This is a genomic window from Paenarthrobacter aurescens, assembly GCF_025421775.1.
Lineage (GTDB): Bacteria > Actinomycetota > Actinomycetes > Actinomycetales > Micrococcaceae > Arthrobacter > Arthrobacter aurescens_B.
Genome location: NZ_JAOEFX010000006.1, coordinates 262,923 through 288,165, shown reverse-complemented (window position 1 = coordinate 288,165; position 25,243 = coordinate 262,923). Strand labels below are relative to the sequence as shown.

General features: G+C 62.7%; 25 protein-coding genes. 13 read left to right on the top strand and 12 right to left on the bottom strand.

Annotated elements, in window-relative coordinates:
• The first annotated feature begins 136 nt into the window (after nt 1–136).
• A complete protein-coding gene (locus N7568_RS14940) occupies nt 137–436 on the top strand; it encodes a DUF4193 domain-containing protein (protein ID WP_018778105.1) in 300 nt (99 codons plus the stop codon).
• Between the two features lie 112 nt (nt 437–548).
• On the opposite strand, the gene N7568_RS14935 is transcribed toward N7568_RS14940, so the two are convergent.
• The 3 genes from N7568_RS14935 to N7568_RS14925 form a co-directional block, all read right to left on the bottom strand.
• Entirely contained in the window at nt 549–908 is a 360-nt protein-coding gene (locus tag N7568_RS14935) for a LapA family protein (RefSeq protein WP_261610573.1), read from the bottom strand.
• 106 nt (nt 909–1,014) lie between these two features.
• On the bottom strand, nt 1,015–1,245 hold the full coding sequence (locus N7568_RS14930) for a hypothetical protein (RefSeq protein ID WP_261610572.1): 231 nt from the start codon (nt 1,243–1,245) through the stop codon (nt 1,015–1,017).
• 98 nt (nt 1,246–1,343) lie between these two features.
• Entirely contained in the window at nt 1,344–1,568 is a 225-nt protein-coding gene (locus tag N7568_RS14925) for a hypothetical protein (protein WP_261610571.1), read from the bottom strand.
• An 85-nt stretch (nt 1,569–1,653) separates the two neighbouring features.
• Between N7568_RS14925 and N7568_RS14920 the strand changes: the two genes are divergently transcribed.
• The 4 genes from N7568_RS14920 to N7568_RS14905 all read left to right on the top strand — a co-directional run bounded on the left by N7568_RS14920 (nt 1,654) and on the right by N7568_RS14905 (nt 4,105).
• Nucleotides 1,654–2,121, top strand: coding sequence for a MarR family winged helix-turn-helix transcriptional regulator (locus tag N7568_RS14920; protein WP_261610570.1), 468 nt, complete (start codon nt 1,654–1,656; stop codon nt 2,119–2,121).
• 118 nt (nt 2,122–2,239) lie between these two features.
• Entirely contained in the window at nt 2,240–2,749 is a 510-nt protein-coding gene (locus N7568_RS14915) for a subtilase-type protease inhibitor (RefSeq protein WP_261610569.1), read from the top strand.
• Complete coding sequence (locus tag N7568_RS14910; protein ID WP_261610568.1) at nt 2,736–3,674, top strand: 3-methyladenine DNA glycosylase; 939 nt, start codon at nt 2,736–2,738, stop codon at nt 3,672–3,674. Before N7568_RS14915 ends, N7568_RS14910 begins: the two co-directional genes overlap by 14 nt.
• 29 nt (nt 3,675–3,703) lie before the next feature.
• On the top strand, nt 3,704–4,105 hold the full coding sequence (locus N7568_RS14905) for a serine protease inhibitor (RefSeq protein ID WP_261610567.1): 402 nt from the start codon (nt 3,704–3,706) through the stop codon (nt 4,103–4,105).
• 43 nt (nt 4,106–4,148) lie between these two features.
• Here N7568_RS14905 and N7568_RS14900 read toward each other — a convergent pair whose 3' ends face one another.
• Nucleotides 4,149–4,883, bottom strand: a complete 735-nt coding sequence (locus N7568_RS14900; protein WP_261610566.1) for an alpha/beta hydrolase family protein — start codon at nt 4,881–4,883, stop codon at nt 4,149–4,151.
• Nucleotides 4,884–4,973: 90 nt separating this feature from the next.
• Between N7568_RS14900 and N7568_RS14895 the strand changes: the two genes are divergently transcribed.
• Complete coding sequence (locus tag N7568_RS14895) at nt 4,974–5,441, top strand: MarR family winged helix-turn-helix transcriptional regulator (RefSeq protein ID WP_231340473.1); 468 nt, start codon at nt 4,974–4,976, stop codon at nt 5,439–5,441.
• Here the strand turns inward: N7568_RS14895 and N7568_RS14890 are convergent.
• Nucleotides 5,434–6,687, bottom strand: a complete 1,254-nt coding sequence (locus tag N7568_RS14890) for an FAD-dependent oxidoreductase (protein ID WP_261610565.1) — start codon at nt 6,685–6,687, stop codon at nt 5,434–5,436. The genes N7568_RS14895 and N7568_RS14890 overlap by 8 nt on opposite strands.
• A gap of 159 nt (nt 6,688–6,846) precedes the next feature.
• Between N7568_RS14890 and N7568_RS14885 the strand changes: the two genes are divergently transcribed.
• A complete protein-coding gene (locus N7568_RS14885; RefSeq protein ID WP_261610564.1) occupies nt 6,847–7,644 on the top strand; it encodes an alpha/beta fold hydrolase in 798 nt (265 codons plus the stop codon).
• A 14-nt stretch (nt 7,645–7,658) separates the two neighbouring features.
• Nucleotides 7,659–8,915 (top strand): MFS transporter, encoded by a 1,257-nt coding sequence (locus N7568_RS14880; RefSeq protein WP_261610563.1) that lies wholly within the window; start codon nt 7,659–7,661, stop codon nt 8,913–8,915.
• Nucleotides 8,916–9,016: 101 nt separating this feature from the next.
• Here the strand turns inward: N7568_RS14880 and N7568_RS14875 are convergent, their stop codons facing one another.
• On the bottom strand, nt 9,017–12,193 hold the full coding sequence (locus N7568_RS14875; protein WP_439898988.1) for a S8 family serine peptidase: 3,177 nt from the start codon (nt 12,191–12,193) through the stop codon (nt 9,017–9,019).
• 259 nt (nt 12,194–12,452) lie between these two features.
• A complete protein-coding gene (locus tag N7568_RS14870; protein ID WP_261610562.1) occupies nt 12,453–15,395 on the bottom strand; it encodes an exo-alpha-sialidase in 2,943 nt (980 codons plus the stop codon).
• A gap of 180 nt (nt 15,396–15,575) precedes the next feature.
• On the opposite strand from N7568_RS14870, the gene N7568_RS14865 reads away from it, so the two are divergent.
• A complete protein-coding gene (locus N7568_RS14865; protein WP_261610561.1) occupies nt 15,576–16,523 on the top strand; it encodes an NAD(P)-dependent oxidoreductase in 948 nt (315 codons plus the stop codon).
• A 130-nt stretch (nt 16,524–16,653) separates the two neighbouring features.
• Nucleotides 16,654–17,637, top strand: coding sequence for a manganese catalase family protein (locus tag N7568_RS14860; protein ID WP_261610632.1), 984 nt, complete (start codon nt 16,654–16,656; stop codon nt 17,635–17,637).
• A gap of 61 nt (nt 17,638–17,698) precedes the next feature.
• Here N7568_RS14860 and N7568_RS14855 read toward each other — a convergent pair whose 3' ends face one another.
• Together N7568_RS14855 and N7568_RS14850 are read right to left on the bottom strand one after the other, a co-directional pair.
• Complete coding sequence (locus tag N7568_RS14855; protein WP_261610560.1) at nt 17,699–17,989, bottom strand: DUF1540 domain-containing protein; 291 nt, start codon at nt 17,987–17,989, stop codon at nt 17,699–17,701.
• A gap of 161 nt (nt 17,990–18,150) precedes the next feature.
• On the bottom strand, nt 18,151–18,336 hold the full coding sequence (locus tag N7568_RS14850; protein WP_261610559.1) for a hypothetical protein: 186 nt from the start codon (nt 18,334–18,336) through the stop codon (nt 18,151–18,153).
• Between the two features lie 341 nt (nt 18,337–18,677).
• Between N7568_RS14850 and purS the strand changes: the two genes are divergently transcribed.
• From purS to purL, 3 genes are read left to right on the top strand one after another with little or no spacing between them, the layout of a single operon-like run.
• On the top strand, nt 18,678–18,929 hold the full coding sequence (gene purS / locus N7568_RS14845) for a phosphoribosylformylglycinamidine synthase subunit PurS (protein WP_011773385.1): 252 nt from the start codon (nt 18,678–18,680) through the stop codon (nt 18,927–18,929).
• A gap of 1 nt (nt 18,930) precedes the next feature.
• Nucleotides 18,931–19,701 carry a phosphoribosylformylglycinamidine synthase subunit PurQ gene (gene purQ, locus N7568_RS14840; protein ID WP_261610558.1) on the top strand — a complete coding sequence of 257 codons (771 nt, stop codon included), beginning with the start codon at nt 18,931–18,933 and terminating at the stop codon, nt 19,699–19,701.
• Nucleotides 19,698–22,007, top strand: a complete 2,310-nt coding sequence (gene purL / locus N7568_RS14835; RefSeq protein ID WP_024819426.1) for a phosphoribosylformylglycinamidine synthase subunit PurL — start codon at nt 19,698–19,700, stop codon at nt 22,005–22,007. The genes purQ and purL overlap by 4 nt, the downstream gene beginning before the upstream one ends.
• Nucleotides 22,008–22,082: 75 nt before the next feature.
• Here purL and N7568_RS14830 read toward each other — a convergent pair whose 3' ends face one another.
• The 3 genes from N7568_RS14830 to N7568_RS14820 are packed head-to-tail and all read right to left on the bottom strand — an operon-like array spanning nt 22,083 to nt 25,176.
• Nucleotides 22,083–23,501 carry a putative bifunctional diguanylate cyclase/phosphodiesterase gene (locus tag N7568_RS14830; protein WP_261610557.1) on the bottom strand — a complete coding sequence of 473 codons (1,419 nt, stop codon included), beginning with the start codon at nt 23,499–23,501 and terminating at the stop codon, nt 22,083–22,085.
• On the bottom strand, nt 23,498–24,001 hold the full coding sequence (locus N7568_RS14825) for a hypothetical protein (RefSeq protein WP_261610556.1): 504 nt from the start codon (nt 23,999–24,001) through the stop codon (nt 23,498–23,500). Before N7568_RS14825 ends, N7568_RS14830 begins: the two co-directional genes overlap by 4 nt.
• On the bottom strand, nt 23,998–25,176 hold the full coding sequence (locus tag N7568_RS14820) for a GGDEF domain-containing protein (RefSeq protein ID WP_261610555.1): 1,179 nt from the start codon (nt 25,174–25,176) through the stop codon (nt 23,998–24,000). The genes N7568_RS14825 and N7568_RS14820 overlap by 4 nt, the downstream gene beginning before the upstream one ends.
• Nucleotides 25,177–25,243: the final 67 nt, after the last annotated feature.

Here is a 25,243-nt window from a genome sequence, read left to right as displayed (position 1 = left end):
TGTGTGGCGGCTTTTTTGGGCCGCCACACACGTGGTTTTCGCCACAAGCGGTAGAACTGGGGTATGGTATGGAATTTTCGTGGCATGCTGTACGTTGCATACCCGGTAACCCCCTAACACGAAGAGGCATTAAAAAGTGGCAGCCGATTACGACGAACTCCGTACCGATGTAAAAGAGAACCAGGAGCAATCCCTCCAGGCTCTTCAATCCGCCAGCGCCCCCACGGCCAAGAGCGTCGTGCTGGAACTGGACGAAACTGACGGCCTTGACGCCAACGGCCCCGGCGGCGAAATCGTCGCCGAAGAGCTGGTCATCCAGGTCATTCCGCAGGCAAACGACGAGTTCACCTGTAACTCTTGTTTCCTGGTCCGCCACCGCTCGCAGATTGCCCGCGAAAAAGATGGCGTCGCCTACTGCACTGACTGCGAAGGCTAAGACGGCCAACCACCCCGGCGGACTGAACGTCGTCAGGGAGTGCCGCCGTCGGGATTAAATTGCGGAAGGACCGGAGCAAGCGCTCCGGTCCTTCCGCAATTAAGTGCCAGTGCTAGAGTCGCTCTCCCGGCCCTCCTACGGCCTTCTTGCGGCGATGGTTGGTTATCCTGAGCTGGAGGATCCTGGCACCGCCGGCCAAGGCCACCAGTACACCGCCACCCACAGCCGCGATAAAGAGCGTGGTTCCGAGCGCGAGGGTTCCCTGCAGCCCGAAGAAGCGGACCGTGATCATGTCCTGGTTCTGAACGAAGAACACGATCAGCATTACCAGGACCACCAAGCCAACAGCCACCGCCACCCATAGGGCAGCAGTGCGGGTTGGCCTGCTGTTCCCTGCTACGGGCGGCGTTGCCACCCGCTCCTTTGGCTCAGACCCCGCGGGGATCCTTGCAGCATCATCCTGAAAACTCATAGAAGGCCTCTTTCCCCAGCAGTAAACCGCACACTCGCATAATAAGCATGCTGATTAGCTGCTCAACAGTGGCACGTGAGGCGGGCAAGGGTCAAGGACAAAGCACCTATACGCTGTAGTCAGTTGAGGTCGGGCCGGGATCGTTGTTCCGGACGGCGTAGTGATGGCCTTCGGAATCGGTCTCGACGTCGAAGTTCTTCAAGTCCGCCTCTGAGGCTGTCTCAAAGTCGTCGTGCTTGTGCAGCACCGGGCTGTCTGTGTCACCGTGGGTAGCCGGTCCAAAAACGGACTGCAGCCGTTCGGTCACATGCTGGAATCCCTCCAACTTGCGTCCCATGTTCTTCCACCTCCTTTCTTACCGGAGAGAAAGAGCGGCAGGGCCAGTGCGTGCCGTTCAGTGAGGCAATTTTACGCCCAAAATCCGTGAAAGAACGCTTACCGCAGCGACTTGTCGTCCGGGTTGCGGGGCACCACGTAGGTGCTGCCATCCGGACGGCGCAGCGTTTCCCACTGCTGGGTCTCGGCCTGGCGCTGGGCCAGCAGCTTCCGGTTGGCCTCGGTCATTTCGTGGTCGAGGGAACTGCTGTGCGCGGGGCCGAAGACGACCCTGAACTTCCCTGTGGCGCGCATGAACTTCCGGGTGAAGGATTCCTTTGCCACGCTGGATCGACTCCTTTTTTAGACGCTTCAACATCTCCATAGTACGCTAATCATTAGTACACTAACTAACCAGCAGGAGGGACCCATGACCACTGTCAGCGGTACGACCCAGGAAACCGATGACCTCCTGCTGGAGCGCCAACTGTGCTTCGCCCTCACCGTGGCGTCGCGGAGCGTAGTGGGTGTCTACAAGCCTGTACTGGAGAAGCTTGGGTTGACCCATCCGCAGTACTTGGTCATGCTGGCGCTCTGGGAACGGAGTCCGCGCACACTCAAGGACATCAGCGATGCCCTCCTCCATGACCCCGCCACGCTGTCACCCCTGCTGAGACGCCTCGAGGAGGCCCAGCTGGTAACCCGGGAGCGCGTCCCAGGCAACGAACGCGCCTTGGCCATCACGCTGACGGAGAAAGGGGCTGCCCTCCGTGAGCAGGCCACCGCCGTGCCCGGCGCCATCCGCGAACGCCTGCAGCTAAGCCGCGAGGAAGTGGCCGAACTCCACCAGGCCATGACCGGGCTGATCGCGGCAACCCAACGCGGCAGCTCAACCTGATACCAAACCGACAGCCAGTTTCCCTAGCCAAGCGCACAGCCCCAGTGGTCTGCTGGAAGCGGACACAGAGGCGGGCACCAAAAGTGCCACGTAAAATGGACGCAACCTAGGAGATTCCATGCGCACGCGATTTGTTCGGTACTTGTTGGCAGTCCTGGCCGTCGCTGGCCTCGCCGCATGCTCAGGCACCCCATCGCCAGGTTCGACGGGCAGCGCAACGCAGGCACCGTCGTCGTCGGCCCCCTCAAGCAGCAGCGCAACTCCCAGCGCGTCAGCAGCCACCGGGGCAGGCAATGCCGAACTCTCCATCACGCTGATTGAAACGCCGGAAGCCCCACCCCAGACCTTCACCCTCGTCTGCACGGATGGCACACCGGCCGCCGAAAGCAACCACCCGTCAGCTGCGGAAGCGTGCACGTCCATCAAGAACAGCCCCGCCATCCTGAGCCCTGCCCCACCCCGGACGGACCAGGCCTGCACCATGCAATACGGCGGCCCGGCAACTGCCAAGGTGACCGGCGCGGTGGATGGCAAGGAAGTCACAGCCGCGTTCAGCCGGACGGACGGCTGCCAGATCGCGCTGTGGGACGCTGCCAAGAGCGTCCTCGGATCTGATGGCGGCCTCTAGGCTGCAGCACCTCCCCCAGGAGCAATGGCTCGGGCTGGAGGCAGCCCATCACGCGAGGGTCGCGCGCTACGCGGACCCCTATCTGGCCAGACGCTCAGCCGGCAAGAAACACCCTGTCGAGGACTTCCTCTTCACGTACTACACCCAAAAACCGGGCCAATTGCTGCGGTGGCACCCCGGCGGCGGCGCGGTCCTCAGCGGCGTGCGCGCCCTTGAGCGCTCGGGCTGGAAGTTCTACCGAACGCTCGACGACGGCGAACTCGCCTCACTCGGACTGCCTGCGGGAACGCCCGCGGTCACCTTTGACCGCAGCAGCTTCCTGGCCGACCGTGCCGAAGCCGTCCGCTTCGCGGGAATCATCCTCGCCGGCACAGTGAAGCGTCCCGCCCAGTTCGGCTGCTTCGGCCTGCACGAGTGGGCCATGGTGTACCGGCAGGAGAAGTTCGAGCTGCGGCATGAATACCTGAAGCTGAGGCTGGGCGGCGAGGGTACGGACACCGTGGTGGAAGAGAACCGTATCCGCTGCTCCCACTTCGACGCCTTTCGCTTCTACACTCCGGACGCCGTGCCGCTGAACGAGCTCACCCCCACCCGGGAAAACCAGCGGACCATGGAGCAACCGGGATGCCTGCACGCCAACATGGACCTCTATAAGTGGGCCTACAAGCTGACGCCTGCGCTGCCCAGCGAGCTGGTGATGGATTGCTTCGAGTTGTCGTGGCGGATCCGCGCCATGGACATGAAGGCCTCCCCCTACGATCTCGAAGAATGGGGCTACCCACCTATCAGGATCGAGACACCGCAGGGCAAAGCCGAGTACGTTGAATATCAGCGGGCCTTCGCGGCTGAATCCCAGGAGTTGCGGACCCGCGTGCTACAGGCAGTGGGGCCGCTCTTGGACGAGCTGAGCGGTTTGGCTGCCTGAGCACCCGCCGCCACCAGCGAAAGGTAACGATGGTTTCCCCCACGAGCGAGTCACCCAACAGCGAGTACGACGTCGACCTCACAGTCACGCTGACCGAGGCACCTGGCGCTGAGAGCCACGAATTCCACCTCCGGTCCGTCGCCGGCCTCCTCTCTCCGGACCCCGACTCACTGGACTCGAACTTGCCGGACGCGCCTGCGGCGCTGGCCGCCGTCGAGCAGTTCGGCGAGGAGATCTTCTTCCCCGAACCCCGGCCGGACCGGATCTGCACGCAGCAGTACGGCGGTCCGCAAGTAGCCGTAGTGACGGGATGGTTCCGTGGACGCAAAGTCCATAGCCAGTTCAGCAGGACCGACGGCTGCGAGATCGCACGCTGGAAAACCCTGGCGTCGCTGCTGGGAAACACCGGAGGCTCAACCGGCGACGCCTAGGCGGCGAATCCGCCCGCTCAGCTTTCCCCAGGCGATACCCGTTCTAAGTCGGCTGATCCACCAGCCGGGCTTGCATCCATTCGACCACTTGCGGCCAATGCGTGCCCTCCGGGTTGATGGCTTGCAGATGGTCCAAATGGGACAGCTGCCGGAAGTCGACTGTGTCGCCGAGACTTTTGGCCTTGGCGCAGTATTCCTTGGAATGGTCAACCGGGACCCTTTGGTCGTCTGAACCATGGACAACGAGCAGGGGCTTCCCTAGAGGCAACTGGTGCACAGGAGAGTACCTTTCCAGCAAGGCCGGCAGGTCTTCTGTGTGGTCACCGATGAACCCCTTTACCGCGCTCTCCCCCAGGTCTTCCCTGTAGGCCCGGGGTAAATCGGTGACGGGCGCCAGAGCTACGAAGGCGTCCAGAAGGCCAACATTGAGCATCCCAAGCTGCGCACCTACCGAGTGCCCAATTCCGACCACTTTCCTTGGGTTCCCTGATTCAGCACTCCAGTCGAGCGCGCACTGCAAAGCCGTCGAAACATCATTGACCATTGCGAATGGTGCCGGCGCTTGGCCGACCCGTCGATACTCCACATTGGCAACCGCCCAGCCGCGCGTCACCAGGTCTGCCGCAAGCGGCACCATGAGGTCAGCGGTGAAGGCCTCACGCCAGTACCCTCCGTGCACCAGCACCGCCGTGCCATGGATCGCACCACCATCACCGGGTTGATGGAAACTGACCACTTGTTGGTCAGATGAGCCGTACTTATGAAGTGAGGATTGCATTTTTTCTTCTGCCTCTCATGGATTTGTTGGAGGAAGGGCACGCGACTAGTCTGGATTTCAGGAATCACTTCTCACAGGAACCCTCACATTATGAGCAGCCACGACGTCCCTCCCGAACTGCTTGATGACTGGATCCGCGCCTGCAATGACGTGTATCGGGTGCTGCGTCGGGGACGCAGCCGGGTAGGCGTGCTGGGCGAAGGCGAGACCCTGACAGAGTCCCAGGTGGCCGTCCTGGATTCAGTCGCCCAACGTGGCGCCCTCCCTGTCGGCGAGATCGCACGCCAAGCCGGAATCGCACAGCCTACCGTGACCCGAATGCTGAATTCCCTTGAAGAACGCGGCATAGTTTCCCGTAGGCCCTCCGAGCATGATGACCGGGTGACGCTGGTGGAGCTCACATCCCGGGGGGCTGAACTTTGGGAAGGGAAGAGACGTATCCTTCGGGACTTCCAGAAAGATTCGCTGCTTCAATTTCCGCCGGAAACCCGCCGCCAGGTTGTTGCCGTCCTGCAGGACTTTGTCCAGATCGTTGATGCCCAGATCTCTGCTAAATAGCGGGGCTTGGATCGGCGAGCCTGTCCCACCCTTTGAACCTTTCGCCGACTTCCACAGGAACCTTCATTCCCGTGGGAACCGTTGATGCCGCACGGGCCCGGGAACGGCCTATCCGCGGCAAGGTGGCGGCAACTTTGAGGATCTCCCGACGCGCATCGTCGGGGACATTGTTCAGTTCACTCACGCGAACCGAGAACCTCTGGGTGTGTTCGATGACCGGTCGTTCCGTGGTTTCCCACAGCGCGAGGGCTTCTTCGAGTGAACGGCCGGATTCGGAGACTGCATGCGCCAGGCCAAGTGCCGACATCATGGCGCAGCCGCCCCCTTGCCCCAGATAGGGTGGCTGGGCGTGTGCCGCATCTCCGATGACGGCAACCCGGCCGGCGGACCACTTTGACAGCTCTACCCACTCGAAGTCATCCCAACGGGGAACGGGACCCAATCTCCGGATGAGGGACTCCAGCGCAGGGAATGACCGCACCCATTCGTCCTTCGGCAGATGACCGCCCATTGCCCCCAGGTCCGAGGCTGGGCAAACGAGGGCCACATAGAGATCCCCTGAGCTGCTGGGCGTATAGAGCAGAAACCGTTGGCCTGACATGTACTCGATGTAGTTGTCTTCGATCTCATGGGGAACATCACCGCCGGCACGGGGCAGGAGGAGTCTTGCGCATCGCTGGCCCAAGGCCTGCCGGCGACGCAACAGGCCGACGCTTTCACGTACCTGCGATCCAACACCATCGGCCGCAATGACCAGATCGGCCGCCCTCGAGCTGCCATCGGCGAACCTGAGAACCCCTTCCACGTCAGCCCCCACAGCCACCGAGCCCGTGACAATCTCAACGCCCGACTCAACAGCGGCGTAATGCAGGGCTGCAATCAGCCTCTCGCGCAGCACGGTAAGCACCCGAACGGATCCTGGGGTGTTGATGGGCATCTCCCCTATCAAGGCTCCGTGGCTGTCCCGGCTCTGGATGCTCGGTCCGTAATGGGCCCCCTCCGTGGCCATACCTTCGACGCCCAGTGCGCGGAGCACCGCCAGCCCGTTGTCCCACAGGTATATCCCCGCGCCCAAAGCACGGATTGATTGATTGGCTTCGTGGAGACGGACCGTCCAGCCGCGCCGCGCCAAGGCAGCCGCCGCAGTCAACCCCCCGATGCCGCCACCGGCAATTTCAACATGGCCCTGCGAAACGCTCATTTGGAACTCCTCGATCGGTGCTTGGGTGGATGTGAGCTCGCTCACGCCGAGAAGTATTACATACCTAGCTATGTAATTGGAACCCTCAAATTATTTACATAGCAGGCTATTGACTTGGCGGAGCAGCCGCCCATAAGCTTCCGGTGACGCTCGTCACATTGAATCAATATCCCCTTCTTTCCGACACTCTCGAGTGAGGTCATCGTGCAGCTCAAAACCACGTCCATCAACAACACATCCCTCGAATACGTCGAATCGGGCGACCCCTCGGCTCCCCCGCTCATCCTGATCCACGGGTGGGCCCAGGACCACCGGCTCTTCCGACTCCTGGAACCCCATCTGCGGGACCACTTCCGTGTACTGCGGCTGAATTTCCGTGGTCACGACGGCAGTGCAGGGACTCCGGCCGATTTCACCGCCGAGGACCTCATCCAGGACACCGTGGAGTTCATCGAACAACTCGATCTCGAGGATGTCAGGATCGCCTCAACGTCCCACGGCTGCTGGGTCAACATTGGCGTTCAGGAGCGACTTGGCGCCAAGGGTTTCGGCCAGGCCGTGGTGATCGACTGGTTGCTGAAGCCCTTCGACGGTTTTCACCAGCAGATCGAACAAGGAGCCTCTCCCGATACAGTCGCCGCGGCACGTCAGAGCATGTTCGATGAGTGGACTGAAGGCACGGATTCCCTTGATGTCATAGACCACGTCCAGCGGGAGATGACCTGGTTCGGTGAAAGCATGTGGATGCGGGCCTGCCGGGAGATCAGCAAGAGCTATTCACAATGGGAAAACCCACTTGAACGGATGAAAGCCGTCCCGGGCAACCTCGAGGTGGCTCACATCTACTCTCAGCCACTGGACCCCGAATACCGGAAGTTCCAGGAGGAATTCGCGGCCGGGAACCCTTGGTTCACGCCTATCCACATCCCTGGGAAGACGCACTTCCCAACGCTGGAGAATCCCGAATCAGTCGCCGCCGCCATCAAGACGTTCTTCAGCTAAGCGCCGGTTTCGACATGAACAGTCAAATCCAGCAGAATGCTTCCGCACGATGGGTCATGCTGGGCGTCATCGCCGTGGGTTTCGTTGCGATGACCTTCAACTGGTTCGTCATGCCGTCCACGTTCGCCGGCATTTCAGCGGACTACGACGCGGACCTGCCCCAGCTTGCCCTGCTGATTTCCGGCTTCGTCGTCGGCTACGGAATCATGCACATCCCCGCCGGCTTCATCGCCGCGAAATGCGGCATCCGCGCCGCCCTTGTCGGAGGCCTGCTCCTGGAAGGCCTCTTCACCGCACTGGCCGGGATCGTTGATGGATACACAATGCTGCTGTCCTTGCGGGTGCTGGCAGGCTTGGCGGCATCCGTGTACGCCGGCATAGGAATCGCGGCCGTCAGCGTGTGGTTCCGCGGGCGTGAACATGCCGCAGCTCTAGGGGTTGTCTCCGCCGCGTTCAGCGCCGGTGTCGCCGTCGGCTTGTACGCCTGGGGCCCAGTAGAGACGTCAATGGGCTGGCGGGGAGCCCTCATCCTGGCCGGGCTCATTGCCGTGGCATGTGCGCTTCTTGTTCTGCTGGTGTACCGGATTCCGCTGGGAGTTCCGGCCCTGCTGGGCACGAGGCTTAGCGGCCGGAACATTGCGGCCATACTCCGCAATCGAAGGCTGTGGCGTCACAGCATGGCGTTCTTCGGTGGCTACGGGGCGTACTTCGTCGCTTCCCAACTGATAGGAGTTTACGCAGCAGAAGAACGCGGGTTCTCCGTGGAGGTTGTGGCGTTGGCCGGACTGCTGGTCGGCCTCGCCGGCATCCCGGGCAGCATCATTGCCGGCCTTCTCGCTGATCGACTCTTGAGTGCAAAGATCACGTTCCTCCTTTTCCTGGCGATCCAGGGAATCGGAATCCTCTTGTTGCCTGCTACAGGGCCTGACGTGCTGTGGCTGTCCGCAGCGCTCATCGGCTTTGGCTTCAACGGCTGCTTTGCGGTGTGGCAAACTGCTCCCGGAGAAGATCCGGACGTGCCACCGGAACTCATTGGAACAGCGGTGGGCCTTCTCCTGACCGTGACGGCCGTCAGCGGGTTTATTCTGCCCTGGATCTTCGGTGAGATGGCGGCATCGGCGGGTTACACCCCGGCGTGGTTAATGATCGGCATCGCAACTCTCGTCTTCGGCTTGTTCGCGCTGGGGCCAGGCAAGCCAAAACCACCTGTGCCACCCAAAGCCGACGATCTGCCGAGTTCCGAAACGACCAGCGCAATTCCTTCCTCGTAACTGCTGAAGAGCCGGTAAGTGATGGAAAGAAACGGCAGTGGCCGGCAGGAAAACCCGCCGGCCACTGCCGTTACTGAATCAGTTACTGCATCAAGAAAGCCTTAGCCGGCATTGTTGCTCTGCGTCGGCTCATCAGCGCGGATCTTGCCGCGGTTCTTCTTGTCCTTCTTGTCCTTCTTCGGGTCCTCGTCGTCCGGGACCACTACGGCGCCGCCCGGGTTGACCAGAACGGTGACGAAGCTCGGCTCGCTGGTTCCTGCGAAGGTGAGGCGGCCGATGTAGGAGCCGGGTTCCAGGTTCTTCCAGTTCAGCGAAATCTGGCCCGTCTTGCCGTTGGCGAGGCGGATCGGATTCGGCGTCACCGTGGCGTTGCCCTGGTTGGCTCCCAGGACTGCGGCATCAACAGTGGCCTTGGTGGCCTGGTTGTTGGGGCTCGCGTAGAGGTTGGCGAAAACGTAGTAGTCGCCTGGCGCCGGGTTGGGAACGGACAAGGTTTCGCTGGCCGAGGCCGTCGCGGCCGGCAACTGCTGACCGGACGGAGTGAGCACCAGCATGTCGAAGTCCGCGGCCTCGTTGGAGGAGATGACCGAGAACTTAGCCAGGGCGCTGCCCTCGCCAACGGTCACCTTCTTCACGTAGTTGGAAGCATTGGTCTCACCCGCGAACGGGCCGGGAACCAGCTCGACAGCCGAGGAATCAGCCTTGGACAGACCATCAACAGTGACACCCACCGGCAGGTTGGTGCCGGAGGTGATGTTGATGGTGGCGGAGCCGTTGGGGCCCGTTCCCGTGAATGCCAGGGCCTTGTCCGCGATGACGGACTGCGGCCGGACGGCGATCGGCGAGGTGACGGTCTTGTTGGCACCCTGCCAGTTCAGCGAACCCATGGCGAACTTACCCAGTTCGGCGTTCTTGTTTTCGAACTGGACCTTGAACGTCTTCTTCTCACCGGGGGCACCGAAGGTGAGCACGGACGGCGTGACCTTGACGTTGACACCCGGAACGTTGACCGATGCCCGGTACGTGCCCGGGGTCAATGCGGTGAGCGTACGCGTGACTTCAATCTTGCCCGCGAGGTTGCCGAGGGCGAAAGAGGGAACGTTCATGTCGCGCGGTGCCGTGGTGCCAAGCCCCTCAATGCCCAGGTCCATACCCGTGCCCTGGACGAACTTGAGGTAATCCTCGGTAGTGGCGTCATACACCAGGCCCGGCGAGAGGACCTTTGCAGGATCCACCTGCCCTGCTCCGGTAGCGAAGACGTCCTTGTTGATGGCACCGTTGGCCAGCTTGACCGGTCCGGCGGTGGTCATCATGGCGGACTTCACGGTGGCCGGGGACCACTGCGGGTTCTTGCCCAGGATCAGCGCGCCGAAACCGGCAACGTGCGGTGAGGCCATGGACGTTCCGGAGAGGAAGCCGAAGTTGTCGCCGCCGGTTCCGATCGGGGAAACGCCTGCGAGGATTGCCACGCCGGGTGCGGATACATCAGGCTTCAGCAGGTCCGAGTCGGTTGCGAGCAACGGACCGCGCGAGGAGAAACCTGCGATCTGCGGCTGCGCCTCGGCCGGGAGGCCGGTGGTGTCCCTGTTGAGCAGGGACACGGTGATGGCCGGGTTGGCCGTGACCTTGTCCTTGATGGTCTGCGTTGCCGGCGGGTTCACGTGGACCGTGGGGATCACATGCTTGTCGGTGTCCAGCGACGAATCGGTCAGGTTCACCAGGATCATGCCGACACCGCCGCCACGCAGCACCTCGGCGCTCTTGGCGGTGCGGTCAACCACACCACGGTCACAGACAACAACCTTGCCGGCCACCTTGGCCGGGTCCAGGGAGCCCGGAGCACACAGGGCCGCGTTGCCTTCACCGCTTGCAGCGTTGGTGGACAGCACGACGCCGGCCCCGCTCACCTCGCGGTTCATGATGCTCGCTCCGCGGAACTTGCTGCCATCGGAGAACTCAACAGTGCCCTGGAGCTCCTGCGAGAACGAGGTCGCGGCAACCGTGGTCAGCCAAGGTGCTCCGTGGTTCACGGTGCTGGCGGTCGGTCCGGAGTTGCCGGCTGAGGTGGCCACGAAGATCCCGGCGGAAGCTGCGGACAGGAAGGCCAGCGACACGGGGTCCGTGGTGGACGTGGTGGAACCGGAGATGGAGTAGTTCAGCACATCGACGCCATCCAGGATGGCCTGCTCGATGGCGTCCACGGAAGCGGAGCCATAGCAGCCGCCCGTGGCGGGATCGGTGTCTTCCCAGCAGACCTTGTAGACGGAGAGCTTGGCGGCGGGTGCGATCCCGCTGGTGGTTCCGAAGCTGCGGCCGTCCACTACCGCGTCCACGTTGGCGTTACCCGCCGCGGTGCTGGCCGTGTGGGTGCCGTGGCTGTCCACGTCAACGGGAGAAATGACTTCTTCGGGAGCGCGGTTCTCCGGTGCAACGGTCTCCAGGAAGGCGTCTGCGAAGTAGTGGGTGCTGAGGACCTTGGAGTTGCAGGCGCTGCCGTCGTAGTCAGCTCCGGTGTCGGTACCGGGCTGGCATTCACCGATGAAGGTATCGCCATCAGCCTTGAGCATGGCGATCTTGCCGTCTGCCGTGCGGTAGGGGACGCCGACCTGCGGGTTGCCCACCAGCGGCCCGACGGGCTCGCCGGCGAAGAACGGGTTGGAGGGGGTGTAGCCGGTGTCGATCACGCCAACAACGGTGCCCTTGCCGGCGTTGTCCTGGCCACCGTACTGGGTGGCCCACGTGCCGTTGGGGCCGCTGAGCTTCAGGAAGTCCGTGGTGGAGTAGTCGGGGGCGTACTGGGTGTCCGGTGCCACCATGAGGACTTTGGGATCCTTGGCCAGGTTGATGGCCTGGTCTGCCGTCAGGTTGGCGCTGAATCCGTTGACGGCGGTGGTGAAGTCACGCTCAATGGTGATGTTTTCCTGGGTGGCAATGTCTTGCTGCTGCGTCTGCAGGTGCTGCTGGTATTCCTTCACCTCGGCGCTGTCGGCGTCGAGCTTCTTGCCCTCTTCCGGCTTGGTGGCCGCGAGGCCCGCCGTGCCGCCGTCGTAGGTTGCTGCAGGTTTCTCCGCCAGGACAACCATGTAACGGCCGTCCTCATAGGCACTGGGGTCAAGGTTCTTCTTGGCCACGCCTGCAACGTTCCCGGGCGTCTCCGGCGTGGGAGCGGCCTGGGCCGGCATCGCCATCGAAGAGAGAAGCAACGGCAAGCCCACGGCCAGTGCCGCGGCCTTTCGAAGCCCCCCGCTTCTGACGAAGCTCTTTCCTTGTGATTTCACGAGTGGTTGCACCTTTCACTGAGGGAGGACCAGGCTCCATCGCCTGGACCTGTCAACTTTTAGTTGGTTGAACCTTTGACAGTTCTTGTCAAAGCCGCGCAACCAGCCGAGTCACAGAGTACCTAGTGAGAGCGAAATATGACATAGAGCACATTTAAGGAAATTTGTCTTGTCACAGCAGGGGCGATTCGTCATGGAACGACAAACAACGGACCGCAGGAATGGCCTGCGGTCCGTTGTTTGCGCCTGCCGTTAAAGGTCAGCCCTTGGGCGTCACCTGCAGCCGGTCAAAGGAAACCAACGCGCCATCCTTATCCAGGACCACAACGTCGTCCCTGCCGTTGTTCACATCCGAGGGCAGGATGAACTCCACAGTGTTCGCCGTGGAGGGGAAAATCCAACCAATGCGGTAGCTCTTCTTGTTGAGGTAGACGTAATACCAGTCCCCATATTCGAGGCCTTTGAGCACAACCTTCTGGCCAGTGCGGTACTTGTCTTCAGTGCCCAGATCAGTGGGCGGCGTGCCCAGGTCCTGGCTGGTCACGGTGGGCTCAGCCTCCGGTTGCAGCGGCTGCACGGCCAGCACCAGCGAATCACCTTCGGCAGCAGTGGCAACTTCACGGGAACCGTTGCGCGCCTTTGCCTCAAAGGAAACGGCACCGAGCGTTCCGGCAGCGATATCTGCTGCCGTCAGCACATGCTCGCTCGTAGCGGTCACCGTGGACCCGGCGGCGAGCGCAGCCGCCGAGATGCCGGCGTCGGGTGCTTCCAAACCGGTCACGGCGACATTGCCCGCGTTGCCCACCGTGTAGGTGTACGTGACGGGATCACCGGCACTGGCGAACCGGTCGCCGTCGGCGTCTTCCCACGCGGCCGAGACGGTGGCCTCAAGCTTGGGTTCACGAACCTTGAGATCCACTTCGCCGCCATCCACCGTGATGGTTTTGGTGGTTTGGCCTGCAGAACTGACTTCCCAGGTGGTTTTTGGAATGAAGAATCCCTGCTCAGCTTCTTCAGCGGTCACAGTATGGCGCGGAGTGGTGCACTGGTAGCTCTGCCCCGCCGGGAGCACGCCGTAGCGGCAGTTGCCCGGCCCTTCCGGGAGGAACGGGCTGAAGTTGCCTGTAGTCGGGACAACCTTCTCAACCAACGGGCTCGTGTTCTTTACCGTGAAGGTGTAAGGGACCAGGTCGCCTGCGGCATACGGCTGGGTGGCGAGGTCACGCCCGACGTCGGCACGCGCCCCGCTGATGTCTGCCGTCAGCAGGCCGTCGCGCAAAGCTACTGCAGCGCCTGTGAACGGCACCGTTTTGGTGAGCGCCGGCGTCGTGCTGGCTGTGATGCTGAAGCTCGCTTCCGGCACGAAGTAGCCGCGCTCGACGTCGGCTGCCGTGATGACATGCTTGGCGGTGGTGCAGTTGTAGCTGGCTCCCGCGGCCAGGTTGTTGAAGCGGCAGTTAGGGGCCGACGGCGGCAGGAAGCCGGAGTCGAACGTCCCGGAAACCGGCACCGCGTTGGCCGTGACGTTGGCGGTGCTCTTGACGTTGAGGGAGTAGCTGAGGACCTCGCCTGCCTGGTAGGGGTTGGCCACGACATCGCGGACCGGAGCTGAGCCAGTGATGGTGAGCCCCACCTGCGGGGCTACCGGCACGGTAGCCGTGAAGGTGAACTGCGAAACCCGGCCGTCCGCCGTCGTAAATGCGGCGTTCAGGTTCTGCGGTCCACTCGCGTTGGCCGGTGCCGTCAGCGCAACGTTGACGGTAGCCGAGGCGCCGGGAGCGACGTCCGGAACCGGCACCGTGGTGGCCGACCAGCCAGCAGGCGTATAGACAGTGGCACTGGCTCCGGAAAGGGTGCTGGCTTCCTGGTTGGTGACGGTCACTGGCACCTGCTGGGTAGCCCCCGGCGCGGTGGTGACGGCCGGAACAGACAACGGAGCGCAGGCAAAGTTCAACCACGCGTCGTCGAACTTCGCGAACGGCATATTGTCTGTGTAGTTGCCCTCGTAGAGCACGCCGAACTTACCGTCTTCCAACCGGGTCACCGTGGAGTAGGCGGAGAAGCCGGAACGGATGGTGCGAACACCCGGCCACGTTGCGCCGTCGTCACAAGAGACGCGCGCCGAGACGTTTTCCCTCCCGGTCTTGGAGTTGGCGTTGGTGAAGATCAGCTTCCTGGCATCGGCCGAGCCCTGCGCCGCGTTGGGGAACATGCGGGCAATGGCGCCGTTGTTGGCAGGATCCGGGAGTTCGGTGTCCTGCGTAACAGGACCATAGGTGGCGCCGCCGTCCGTGGAGATAGCTACCTTGCGGTAGCCCTGGTTGGCGTTGTCCCGTGAATTCAGGAGCACACGGCCGTCGGAGAGTTCAACGGTCTTGTTCTCATCCATCCGGTCTCCGACGTTGGCGCCCTTCTTCCACGTCAAGCCGTGGTCATCGGAGTAGACGCTGTAGGCCTGGATCTTGTTGGTGCCGTCTGCCTGGCGGATGTCCCCGGCGTATTGCTGGATGAGGCGGCCCTTGTACTGGCCGTACTTGAGTTGGATGCCCTCGCCGGAGGATGCGAAGTTGGAGCGCACGTCACCGGCCACCGGGCTGGTCTTGCTGGTTCCGGGCTTGGTGACATTCGTAATGAGCCGCGGCTGGCTCCAGGTAACGCCACCGTCCGAGGACTCGATGACTGCCGAGGAAATCACTGTCCGGTCGGCATCGCTGTTGCCGAACTGGCTGCCACCGAACCCTTGGTCCTTGGAGTACACAAAGAAATTGAAGACTTTGTCGGCCTCGGCGTCGTAGATGTAGGAGGGGTCGCTGTAGCCGTATTTGGGACCGCTGGCGTCGCCCACGTGCCCGGCGGCAATAACGGTGACAGGTCCCCACGTCTGGCCGCCGTCAGTACTGCGGCGTTGGACTATCGAGTTGGGGTTCGGAGCATCCGCGGCTGAGCCCGGACGGCCGTCCCAAGAGGCGAGCACCACGTTGTTGCCCAGATACGTCAGAGCGGGGATCCGGTAGAAGAAGTTGGCGCCCGTGCGGTCTGCAGCGATGTTGGATTCGGTGAAGGTGCCCGGCGCTGCCGCGGGGCTGTTGGGCGGGATGGGGGCGGCGGTGGCCGGAAGACCGAGGCCGGCCAGGAGGCCCAGGCTCAGTGCGCCGGCAACTGCGATGCGGGCGAGCGATGGTGCAGGGGGTATGGATTTCAAATCCAAGGTCCTTTCGAATCGTCACGATGGGCGTTCGTGTTACGTGCTACGTCGAACGTCCTACAACCATAGGGTGTTCGTCGTCACATTGCCAGGGATGAAGTCCGGGGAGCTTCACCAGGGGGTAAAAGCTGTAGCCTCGAAGCGAACCGCCCGCCCGTTTTGAGCACTGGAGCTGCCGTGAAAATCCTTGTCCCGGACACCATCGAGCTGGACCTCGCCGATCTCGCCGCTTCAGGGGATGACGCGGTGGTTTACGCCGTGGACAAGCCCATCCCCAGCGAGCACCGCGACGCGGAAGTCCTGGTCGTATGGCGCAATACGGCGGAGAACCTGACAGACGCCTCCGGCTCAATGCCCCATCTCAAGCTTGTTCAAACACTCGCCGCCGGCCCGGACTCCGTGCTCTCGGCAGGCTTTGCGGACAGCGTGGCCATCACCTCCGGCCGCTCACTTCATGACGGTCCCGTCGCCGAACACGCCCTGGCGCTGGTGCTGGCGGCGGTGCGCCGACTGGATGTCCTGCTGGAATCCCAAAAGGCAGCCACGTGGAACAAGCCCTACAACGAGGCACAGTCCAACCCGGCGACCGAACAGCTCTACACGCTCGACGGCGCCAACGTCACCATTTGGGGCTTCGGCTCCATCGCAGGGCGGCTGGCTCCCCTGCTGGCCGCTTTGGGTGCGAAGGTCACAGGAGTGGCAAGCTCCAAGGGAGAGCGCTACGGCTTCCCCGTTGTGACAGACGACGAATTCCCGGAAGTTTTGCGCACCACCGACGTCCTGATTTCCATCCTTCCCGCCACCCCGGAAACCACTGACGCCCTCAATGAAGGCATACTCCGCGCACTGCCATCGTCGGCAGTCTTCGTTAACGTGGGCCGTGGCGCCACCGTTGATGAAGACGCACTGCTCGCCGCGCTGGCTGAAGGCCGCCTGCGCACTGCCGCCTTGGACGTCACTAAAGTTGAGCCCCTGCCGGTTGAATCGAAGCTCTGGCAGGCGCCGAACCTGATCATCACGCCGCACGTGGCAGGAAACCGCCCTAAAGGCTCAGCCAGGCTTGTCTTGGCCAACATCAAGGCGCTCAAGGAGGGAAAGCCGCTGACCAACCAGGTTGCCGGCTGAATCCAATCCATAATCCCATCGACCGATTTCATTGCCTCCGAATAGTAAGCATGCTTATGGTAAGTGGGTCCGGGATGGCCAGCAGAGGGTTTCCATCCCACGAATAGCATGAGACAACGTGAGGAAACGTATGTACCTGCACACCCAGCTTCTCATCAATGAAATCGCCGCTGACGAGCCAGATCCCGCAGCCGCCAATGCCCTCCAGGAAGGTCTCGGCGGACAGTTCGGCGAGATGCGCACCATGATGCAGTACCTCTTCCAAAGCATGAACTTCCGGGGCGACGCCGCCTCGAAACCCTACAAGGACCTCCTTCAGGGCATCGGCACAGAAGAGATCAGCCACGTGGAGCTCATCGGCACCACCATTTCCCAGCTGCTGGATGGCTCGCCTCGCTACCAGGGCAAGAAGTCCGATCCCGTGGACCAGCCGGGAGCAGGGGGCGCAACTCCCCTGAAGATCGCGCTGGACACGAGCAACATCCACCATTACCTGGTAGGCGCCCAGGGCGCCCTGCCTGTGGACGCCGCGGGCAACCCGTGGAGCGGCTCCTACGTCTACAACAGTGGCAACCTGGTGCTGGACTTGCTGTACAACCTGATGCTGGAATCCACGGGCCGGCTCCAGAAGTGCCGGATCTACGAGATGACGGAAAACAAGACGGCGCGCTCCACCATCGCGTACCTGATCGTTCGCGACCAAGCCCATGAGAATGCTTATGCCAAAGCCTTGGAGAGCCTGGGCGTGAACTGGGGCAAGCTACTTCCCATTCCGAAGACCAACGCGGAGCAATTCCCCGAAGTGAAGAAGCTTCTGGACCTCGGACTCCAGAGCATTCAGTACACCTTCAGCGCTGACAACCTCAGCGAAGCAGGCAAGCTCTACCGTGGAGCTTCACCGTCCAACGACGGTACAGAGCTCAGCACCCAGCAGATGCCTGACGGTTTCCCTATGACCGTCTCGCCGGAACGCAAGGAAGAGTTTGCGCCGGGTCTTGACCCTGAACTCATGGCTTTGATCCAGGCCACGGCGGAACAGGAAATGAAGGAAGCCGACAGCCCCAAGGAAGCGAAGTCCACCACAGCCAAGTCCACGGCCGCCAGGAAGAAGTAACCCGCATACAGAAAAGCGGGCCTGTCCTCGAATGAGGTCAGGCCCGCTTTGGTGTTGTCCGTCAGGCGTGCTCGTACGTCAGGCAGTCAGCGGCCTCGCGGCCCGGGCCAACTTTGACGTCGTGCGCCTCGCACATGAGGTTGTTGTTGTGGACACACTCGGACCGCTGGCAAGCTCCCACGTGGGCGAGGACCTTGGGAAGGCCGCCCATGGCATTCGTGTCAATGAAAGTTGCGCAGGAAGCGTGGTCCGCGGTCCCACCAATAGTGATTCCAAAGGCGGTGCAGCCATCATGGTTGAATCCGCAGCTGCCAACGCTACAGGCGGATACTTCGGCAATGTGTTCGGTCATTGTTCCTCCTGGTGTGGATCCTGAATAGTACTGGGGCTGAACCCCGCGTGTACTTTCCAAACTACGCCGAAATCACGCCAGTTGACCCGATTGAATAACGCATTTGTATGTGCCCTAATCCGCGCCATTCCGCCGAAAAACGGCAGTTCCAAGGTGAGGCTTCACTTACTTGGAGTACGCAATGCGTCACTGATTTTGGCCCGCGTTTCAGCGTCCAACGGAGCGGTCACACGGTTGTCCCGCGCCGCTCGGTCGGCGATGACTTTCTGGATGACCATGCGGCCCAAGCCCGCAAAAACGGCCGCGGCCACAACGCCCAGTACCAGGGATTTCGGTTTCTCAGCCATGCCGCAATCCTAGTGACGCCGGACACCCCCTGCCAGTGCCGGAGCAAGCCGCGCCAGCAGACACAACCAGCCCCCGCCGTCGTGCCTTCAGTTGGCTCTTTTTTCCCCGCCGCGGCGGGGTGTCCTCGCGCAATCCGGCTGAATAGGGTATGGGCGCCACTCCCGGTAGAATGGGTGTGCAAGCTCGCGGAGCGCCCCCCACGCCGTTCAAACATTGCAGTTCACCACCGTGTTTAACCCTGTGTTCAAGACGCTGTTTGAATGCGGCTGAATGGCGTGAGACGGCACCTCCGCGGCAGCCTTATTTAAGGTTCACCCAACTCACGCACAGGAGTTACCGGATGCCCCGGATCGTCGTTGACGTCATGCCCAAGCCCGAGATTCTGGACCCCCAGGGGAAGGCCATCGTGGGTGCATTGCCCCGCCTCGGCTTCAACAGCTTCAGCGCAGTCCGCCAAGGCAAGCGTTTTGAACTCACCGTCGACGGCGAGGTGACCGACGCTATCCTGGCCCAGGCCCGCGAAGCTGCCGAGACCCTCCTGTCCAACCCGGTGATCGAGGATGTTGTCAACGTCGAGGTCGTCGAGGCCTGATATGACGTCGATCCCCCTGATTGGCGAGGCAGTCGCCGTCGCCGCGGAACCCCGCTTGGCAGGCGCCAAGATCGGCGTCGTGACCTTCCCCGGCACCCTTGATGACCGCGACGCCGCCCGTGCAGTGCGGCTTGCAGGCGGCACTGCCGTTTCGCTCTGGCACGCCGACAGCGAACTGGGCGATGTTGACGCAGTCATCATCCCCGGCGGCTTCTCCTACGGCGACTACCTCCGCGCGGGTGCCATTTCCCGCTTCGCTCCGTTGATGTCCAAGATCATCGACGCTGCCAACTCCGAAGCAAAGCTCCCGGTTCTGGGTATTTGCAATGGTTTCCAGATCCTGACCGAGTCGCACCTGCTGCCCGGTTCCATGATCAAGAACGACCACCTGAAGTTCATCTGCCGCGACCAGACGCTGCGCGTGGAGAACGCCAACACCGCCTGGACCGTGGACTACACCGATGGCCAGGAAATCATTGTGCCGTTGAAGAACCAAGACGGCCAGTACATCGCTGACGAGAAGACCCTGGATGCCCTTGAGGCTGAGGGCCGCGTGGTGTTCCGCTACGTGGGCTTCAACCCGAACGGCTCCCGCCGCGACATCGCAGGCATCTCCAACGCCGCAGGCAACGTGGTGGGCCTCATGCCGCACCCGGAGCACGCTGTGGAGACGGGCTTTGGTCCTGAGTCACTGAATGGCGAGCCCCGCGACACCGACGGACTCGGTTTCTTCACCTCCGTTTTGACCAAGATTGTGGGAGGCGACAAGTGACCACGGAAACCACCAAGAAGTTCAACATCGATACCGTTGAGCACGCCGCCAAGACCCCGGACACGGAACTCCCGTGGGCCGAGCTGGGCTTGAAGCAGAACGAGTTCGACGAGATCGTCAAGGTCCTGGGCCGCCGCCCCACCGGCGCCGAGCTGGCCATGTACTCCGTCATGTGGAGCGAGCACTGCTCCTACAAGTCCTCCAAGAACCACCTCCGCCAGTTCGGCGAGAAGGTCACCGAGGAAATGAAGAAGGACATGCTGGTGGGCATCGGCGAGAACGCCGGCGTCACCAACCTGGGCGACGGCTGGGCCGTGACGTTCAAGATCGAGTCCCACAACTCGCCGTCGTTCGTTGAGCCGTACCAGGGTGCCGCTACCGGCATCGGCGGCATTGTCCGCGACATCATCTCCATGGGTGCCCGCCCGGTTGCCGTAATGGACCCGTTGCGCTTCGGTGCAATCGACCACCCGGACACCGCCCGCGTCATGCACGGTGCTGTTGCCGGCATCGGCGGCTACGGCAACTGCCTTGGCCTGCCGAACATCGGCGGCGAAATGGTCTTCGACTCCGTCTACCAGGGCAACCCGCTGGTGAACGCACTGGCTGTGGGCGTCATGCGCCACGAGGACATCCGCCTCGCCAACGCCTCCGGCAAGGGCAACAAGGTTGTCCTGTTCGGTGCCCGCACGGGTGGCGACGGAATCGGCGGTGCTTCGGTGCTCGCTTCCGAGTCCTTCGATGACACCAAGCCCTCCAAGCGTCCGGCCGTCCAGGTGGGCGACCCCTTCGCTGAGAAGGTCCTGATCGAATGCTGCCTGGAGCTCTTCAAGGGCTCGCTGGTTGAAGGAATCCAGGACCTCGGCGCTGCAGGTATTTCCTGCGCCACGTCCGAGCTCGCCTCCAACGGCGACGGCGGCATGGAGGTTGAGCTGACCTCTGTCCTCCTGCGCGACCCCACGCTGACCCCGGGCGAGATCCTCATGTCCGAGTCGCAGGAACGCATGATGGCCGTGGTCACCCCGGAGAACATCGCCGCATTTGAAGCTGTGATGGACAAGTGGGCCGTGGAGTACTCCTGGTTGGGTGAAGTTACCGACACCGGTCGCCTCATCATCACCTGGGAAGGCGAAGTAATCGTCGACGTCGATCCCCGCACCGTTGCGCACGACGGCCCGGTCTACGACCGCCCGTTTGCCCGCCCGGAGTGGCAGGACTCGGTGCAGGCCAACTCCTTCACCGGTTCCGTTGAGGACGCTGGCCGTCCGTCGGCTCCCACCGAGCTGGCCGCAGCCGTCACCGAACTGGTGGCATCGCCCAACATGTGCAGCAAGGCCTGGATCACCAAGCAGTACGACCGCTACGTTGGCGGCAACACTGCCATGGCGTTCCCGGACGACGCCGGCGTGGTCCGCGTTGACGAGGAAACCGGCCTGGGCGTTGCCTTGGCTACTGACGCCAACGGCCGCTACACCTACCTTGAGCCGTACCAGGGTGCACAGCTCGCGCTGGCTGAGGCCTACCGCAATGTGGCCACCTCCGGCGCCGTTCCGATGGCCGTCAGCGACTGCCTGAACTTCGGTTCCCCCGAGGACCCGGATGTCATGTGGCAGCTGGCCGAAGCCATCCGTGGCCTCTCCGACGCCTGCATGGAACTCGGCATCCCCGTGACCGGCGGCAACGTCTCGCTCTACAACCAGACCGGCACCACGCCGATCCACCCCTCCCCTGTGGTGGCAGTTCTGGGCAAGCTCGACGACGTCGCCCGCCGCACGCCGTCGGGCTGGCGCGAGGACGGCCAGGCCATCTACCTGCTGGGCACCACCGCAGCAGAGTTGGATGGTTCGGAGTGGTCCAACCTCCGCGGACACCTTGGTGGCTTGCCGCCGAAGGTTGACCTCGCAGCAGAGCGTGCCTTGGGCGAAATCCTGATCAACGCTTCCCGCGACGGCATGGTTGACGCAGCACACGACCTCTCCGAAGGTGGCCTCGCGGCTGCTTTGGTGGAGTCCTCGCTGCGCTACGGCGTCGGCGCCCGGATCGCCCTTGAGGAACTCATGGAGCGCGACGGCGTGGACCTGTTCACGGCCCTCTTCTCCGAGACCCAGGCCCGGGCCATCGTGTCCGTGCCGCGCTCGGAGGAAGTCCGCTTCAAGGACATGTGCACCGCCCGCGGCTTCGCCCACCTCCGGATCGGCGTAGTTGACGCCGCTGGTGGAAAGCTGGAGATCAACGGCGTGGACGAGCTCTCCCTGGACGCTCTCCGCGAAGCACACGAAGCCACCCTGCCGAAGTACTTCGGCTAGGACTGGCCAGCCAAAAGGCCCCTGCACCCGTCCGCAAGGACGGTTGCAGGGGCCTTTTGCTGTCTCACAGGGAGATCAAGCCGGCCAGGTCCGCTGCCTGCCCAGCTGCTCCGTGAACTCAGCCTGCGGCAACGGCCGGCCAAAGTAATACCCTTGCCCGCTCGCGCAACCGATGCTCCGAAGGGCGTCTGCTTGCTCGGCGGTCTCGATACCTTCCCAGACTCCTTCCAGCCCGCATGAGCGGATGACTTCCTGGATTGCGGCCACGAAGCTGAGCTGGGATGGGTCCTTCCCGAGGTCCTTCACGAACTGGCGATCCACTTTCACCCGGTCAACGGGCAGTTTCCGCAGGTAGCCCATGGACGAGTAGCCGGCACCGAAATCGTCGATCTCAAGTCCCACACCCAGCCTGTGCAGGCTTGCCAGTGTGTAGCGGTCGAGCTCGTTGTTCTGGATGATGGCACTCTCAGTCAGCTCCAGAACCAGCAATTCCGGGGCCAGGCTTTCCTCTGCCATGGCCTCGCTGACGTCATCCACGAACTCCAGGCTTTGGAGGTCCTCGGCCGAGACATTGATGCGCATGGAAAAGACGTGCTGTGCCGTGGCCGGGTTGTCCCGCCACTCCCGCAACTGCCGCACGGCCGTGCGCAGGACCCATCTGCCCAATTCGGCGATCAGGCCCGTAGCCTCTGCAACGGGAATGAACTGGTCCGGCATGATGAGGCCATGGACGGGATGGTTCCACCGGACCAAGGCCTCGCAGCCTTCAATCTTTCCCGTGGCCAACTCCACGATCGGCTGGTAGAAGAGGACCAGTTGATCCGAGCGGATGGCTTCACGGAGTTCACCCACAATTTGCCGCTGGAGCTGGCGGGCGTGGAGGGTGGCGGGATCGAACAACTTGAGCTTGTTCCGGCCCTCGCTCTTGGACTCCTCGACAGCAAAATCGGCTTCCTGAAGCAGGTCCTCGACGCTATGGTGTGGCTCCGCGATCCTCAGGCCCATGCTGGCACCGCAACGGACGCTGTTGTTCCCGAGGTCGATGTTCGGTTCCAAGGCGGCCAGGATGCGGTTGCCGACGGTGGCGGCCCGGGATTGCGGGGTGGCGGGCAACAGCACGGCGAACTCGTCGCCGCCGAGGCGGGTGACGACGTCGTCCTCCCGGACGGCCGACCGGATGCGCATCGCAACGGTTACCAGAACCTGGTCCGCAGCGGCATGGCCGGCGGAGTTCTTCAGTGCTTTGAACCCGTCCAGGTTCAGGAGGAGGAGCGCAGGCGGAGGGGAACCCTTGACCGCAGCAGCTTGGGCCTCGATGAACGCATCCACAAAGGCCAGCCGGTTGCCAAGCCCGGTGAGGGCATCGGTGAGCGCCTCCTGGCGCTGTTCGTAGCGCGCTTGGTGGAGTTCCTGCATCAGGGCTTGGATGTGCCGCTCCAGTTCCTCAATCCTGGGATCAAGATCGGCGGCCCTGCCCGGGCTGACACTGGTCACGATTCTTCCAGGCCGCGCAGGGTTGAGTCGGCAACGGCCTGCGGCTTCGAGACAGGGTTTCGGCGCTCGTCCAGGAAGAGCCTGTAGGAGGCGATGTCCAGCCTGCCGTCCGGCTCAACCCTGTTCCCGGCCCGGTAGACGTGGGTGATCCACGATCCCCCGAGGATCGCCTCAATCCAGGCGTCGCATTCGGCCAGCGGGAGGTGGACCCGGGTACCGGTGTTCCTGCGATGGCCCGCGATGGACACCGTGATGCAACTGCCAAGGAGGCCCTTGTCTGCCGTGAACCAGGCGAGGCCTTCGACGTCGGCGACGATGGTCAGGTTGGCGTTGGCGTCCTCGACTGACTGGACGGGCCCCATCCGGACCGAACGGCGGTCCGCGTTCAGCAAGGTGGGCGTTCCCGCCATGTAGGGAGCACTGGTGATGTTTTGCCGGAAGGCGGAAAGTTCCTGGGTGTGCTGCACCTGGATCCTGGTGGTGAGTTCGTTAATGGTCATGATCTTGCCTCATCCGCAATAGTTGCCGCCTCGAGGCGGTCCGCTCCGACAATTCGGTTTCGTCCTTGTGCTTTGGCGCTGTAAAGGGCCGCGTCCGCCACTTCGATCATGAAGTTCAAGTCGGCACCCGCAGGGATGCTGGAGGTGACTCCGTAACTGATGGTGGGGAAGGCGACGCCCTCCGGCGCGCGCATGGCCGCCATCCGGCGGCTGATTTCAGTCGCGATGCTCTCGGCCCGGTCCTGGGTGGCCCCAGGCAGGAAGAGAACAAATTCCTCGCCACCGTAGCGGCCGATGAGATCCGTGGACCTGACTGAGGCGGCGCAGGCTTCGGCGAATGCTTGCAAGGCCACGTCCCCGGCTCCGTGGCCGTATTCGTCATTGACGGCCTTGAAGTGGTCCAGGTCGGCCAGGACCACGGCAGCGCCCGACCCCGTCGAATGCAGGCGGTCGAGTTCAGCAGAGGCCAATTCCAGGAAAGTCCCGCGGTTGAGGAGGCCCGTCAGGTGATCCCGGGCAGCCCGTTCCTTAAGGCCTTTGATGAGCTGGTCGCTGGTAAGGGCCGTCATGCTGAAAGACACGGTGACCAGAAGCACCAAGGAGATCAGCCCGGACGGTGCGGGCCCGAAGTAAGTGCTGAACGTGTGGCTCGCCGGGCCTTCAACTGCATAAACCATCCAGCGGCCAAAATAGTAGACCGCCAGCAGGCCTGCGGCAATGGACAGGGCTTTGTGGACTTGGGAGTGGGATGCCTTGATAAACCACAGATCGTAGGCAGCCAATGTTATGCCGACGGTCATCATGGCCAGATAAACGAAGCCGCCGGACCATACATTGTTGCCGGGGTTTTCCAGGAAGGATGCCACAGCCGTGACGGCGGGACCGAGTGCCAGTTTCCACGGTTCGGCAGTCTGGTCACGAAGAGTCTTGGCTCCGGCCCAAACGCTGAATGCTCCAGCCACCACCAGGACGTTGCCCAGGGGGTTGGCCCATTGCTGGTGGGAGGAACCGTTGAGGAGAAAGGCAGCGTTGCCCACCATGAATTCCAGCAGGGCCAGGCTCCACCAGCCTGCATACGGCGAGCGCGTGCGGTGGAAGGAGGCGCAGAACAGCACCAAGAGGGTCACAGTGACCACGCCCAGGGCAACCCTTACCGAAAATGCATCGAGCACCATGTCCAACCCCCTCAGCTGGTCAGCCTTCGGCTTTGTTTTAGTGTCGCGGGGCTAACTCAACCTCGAT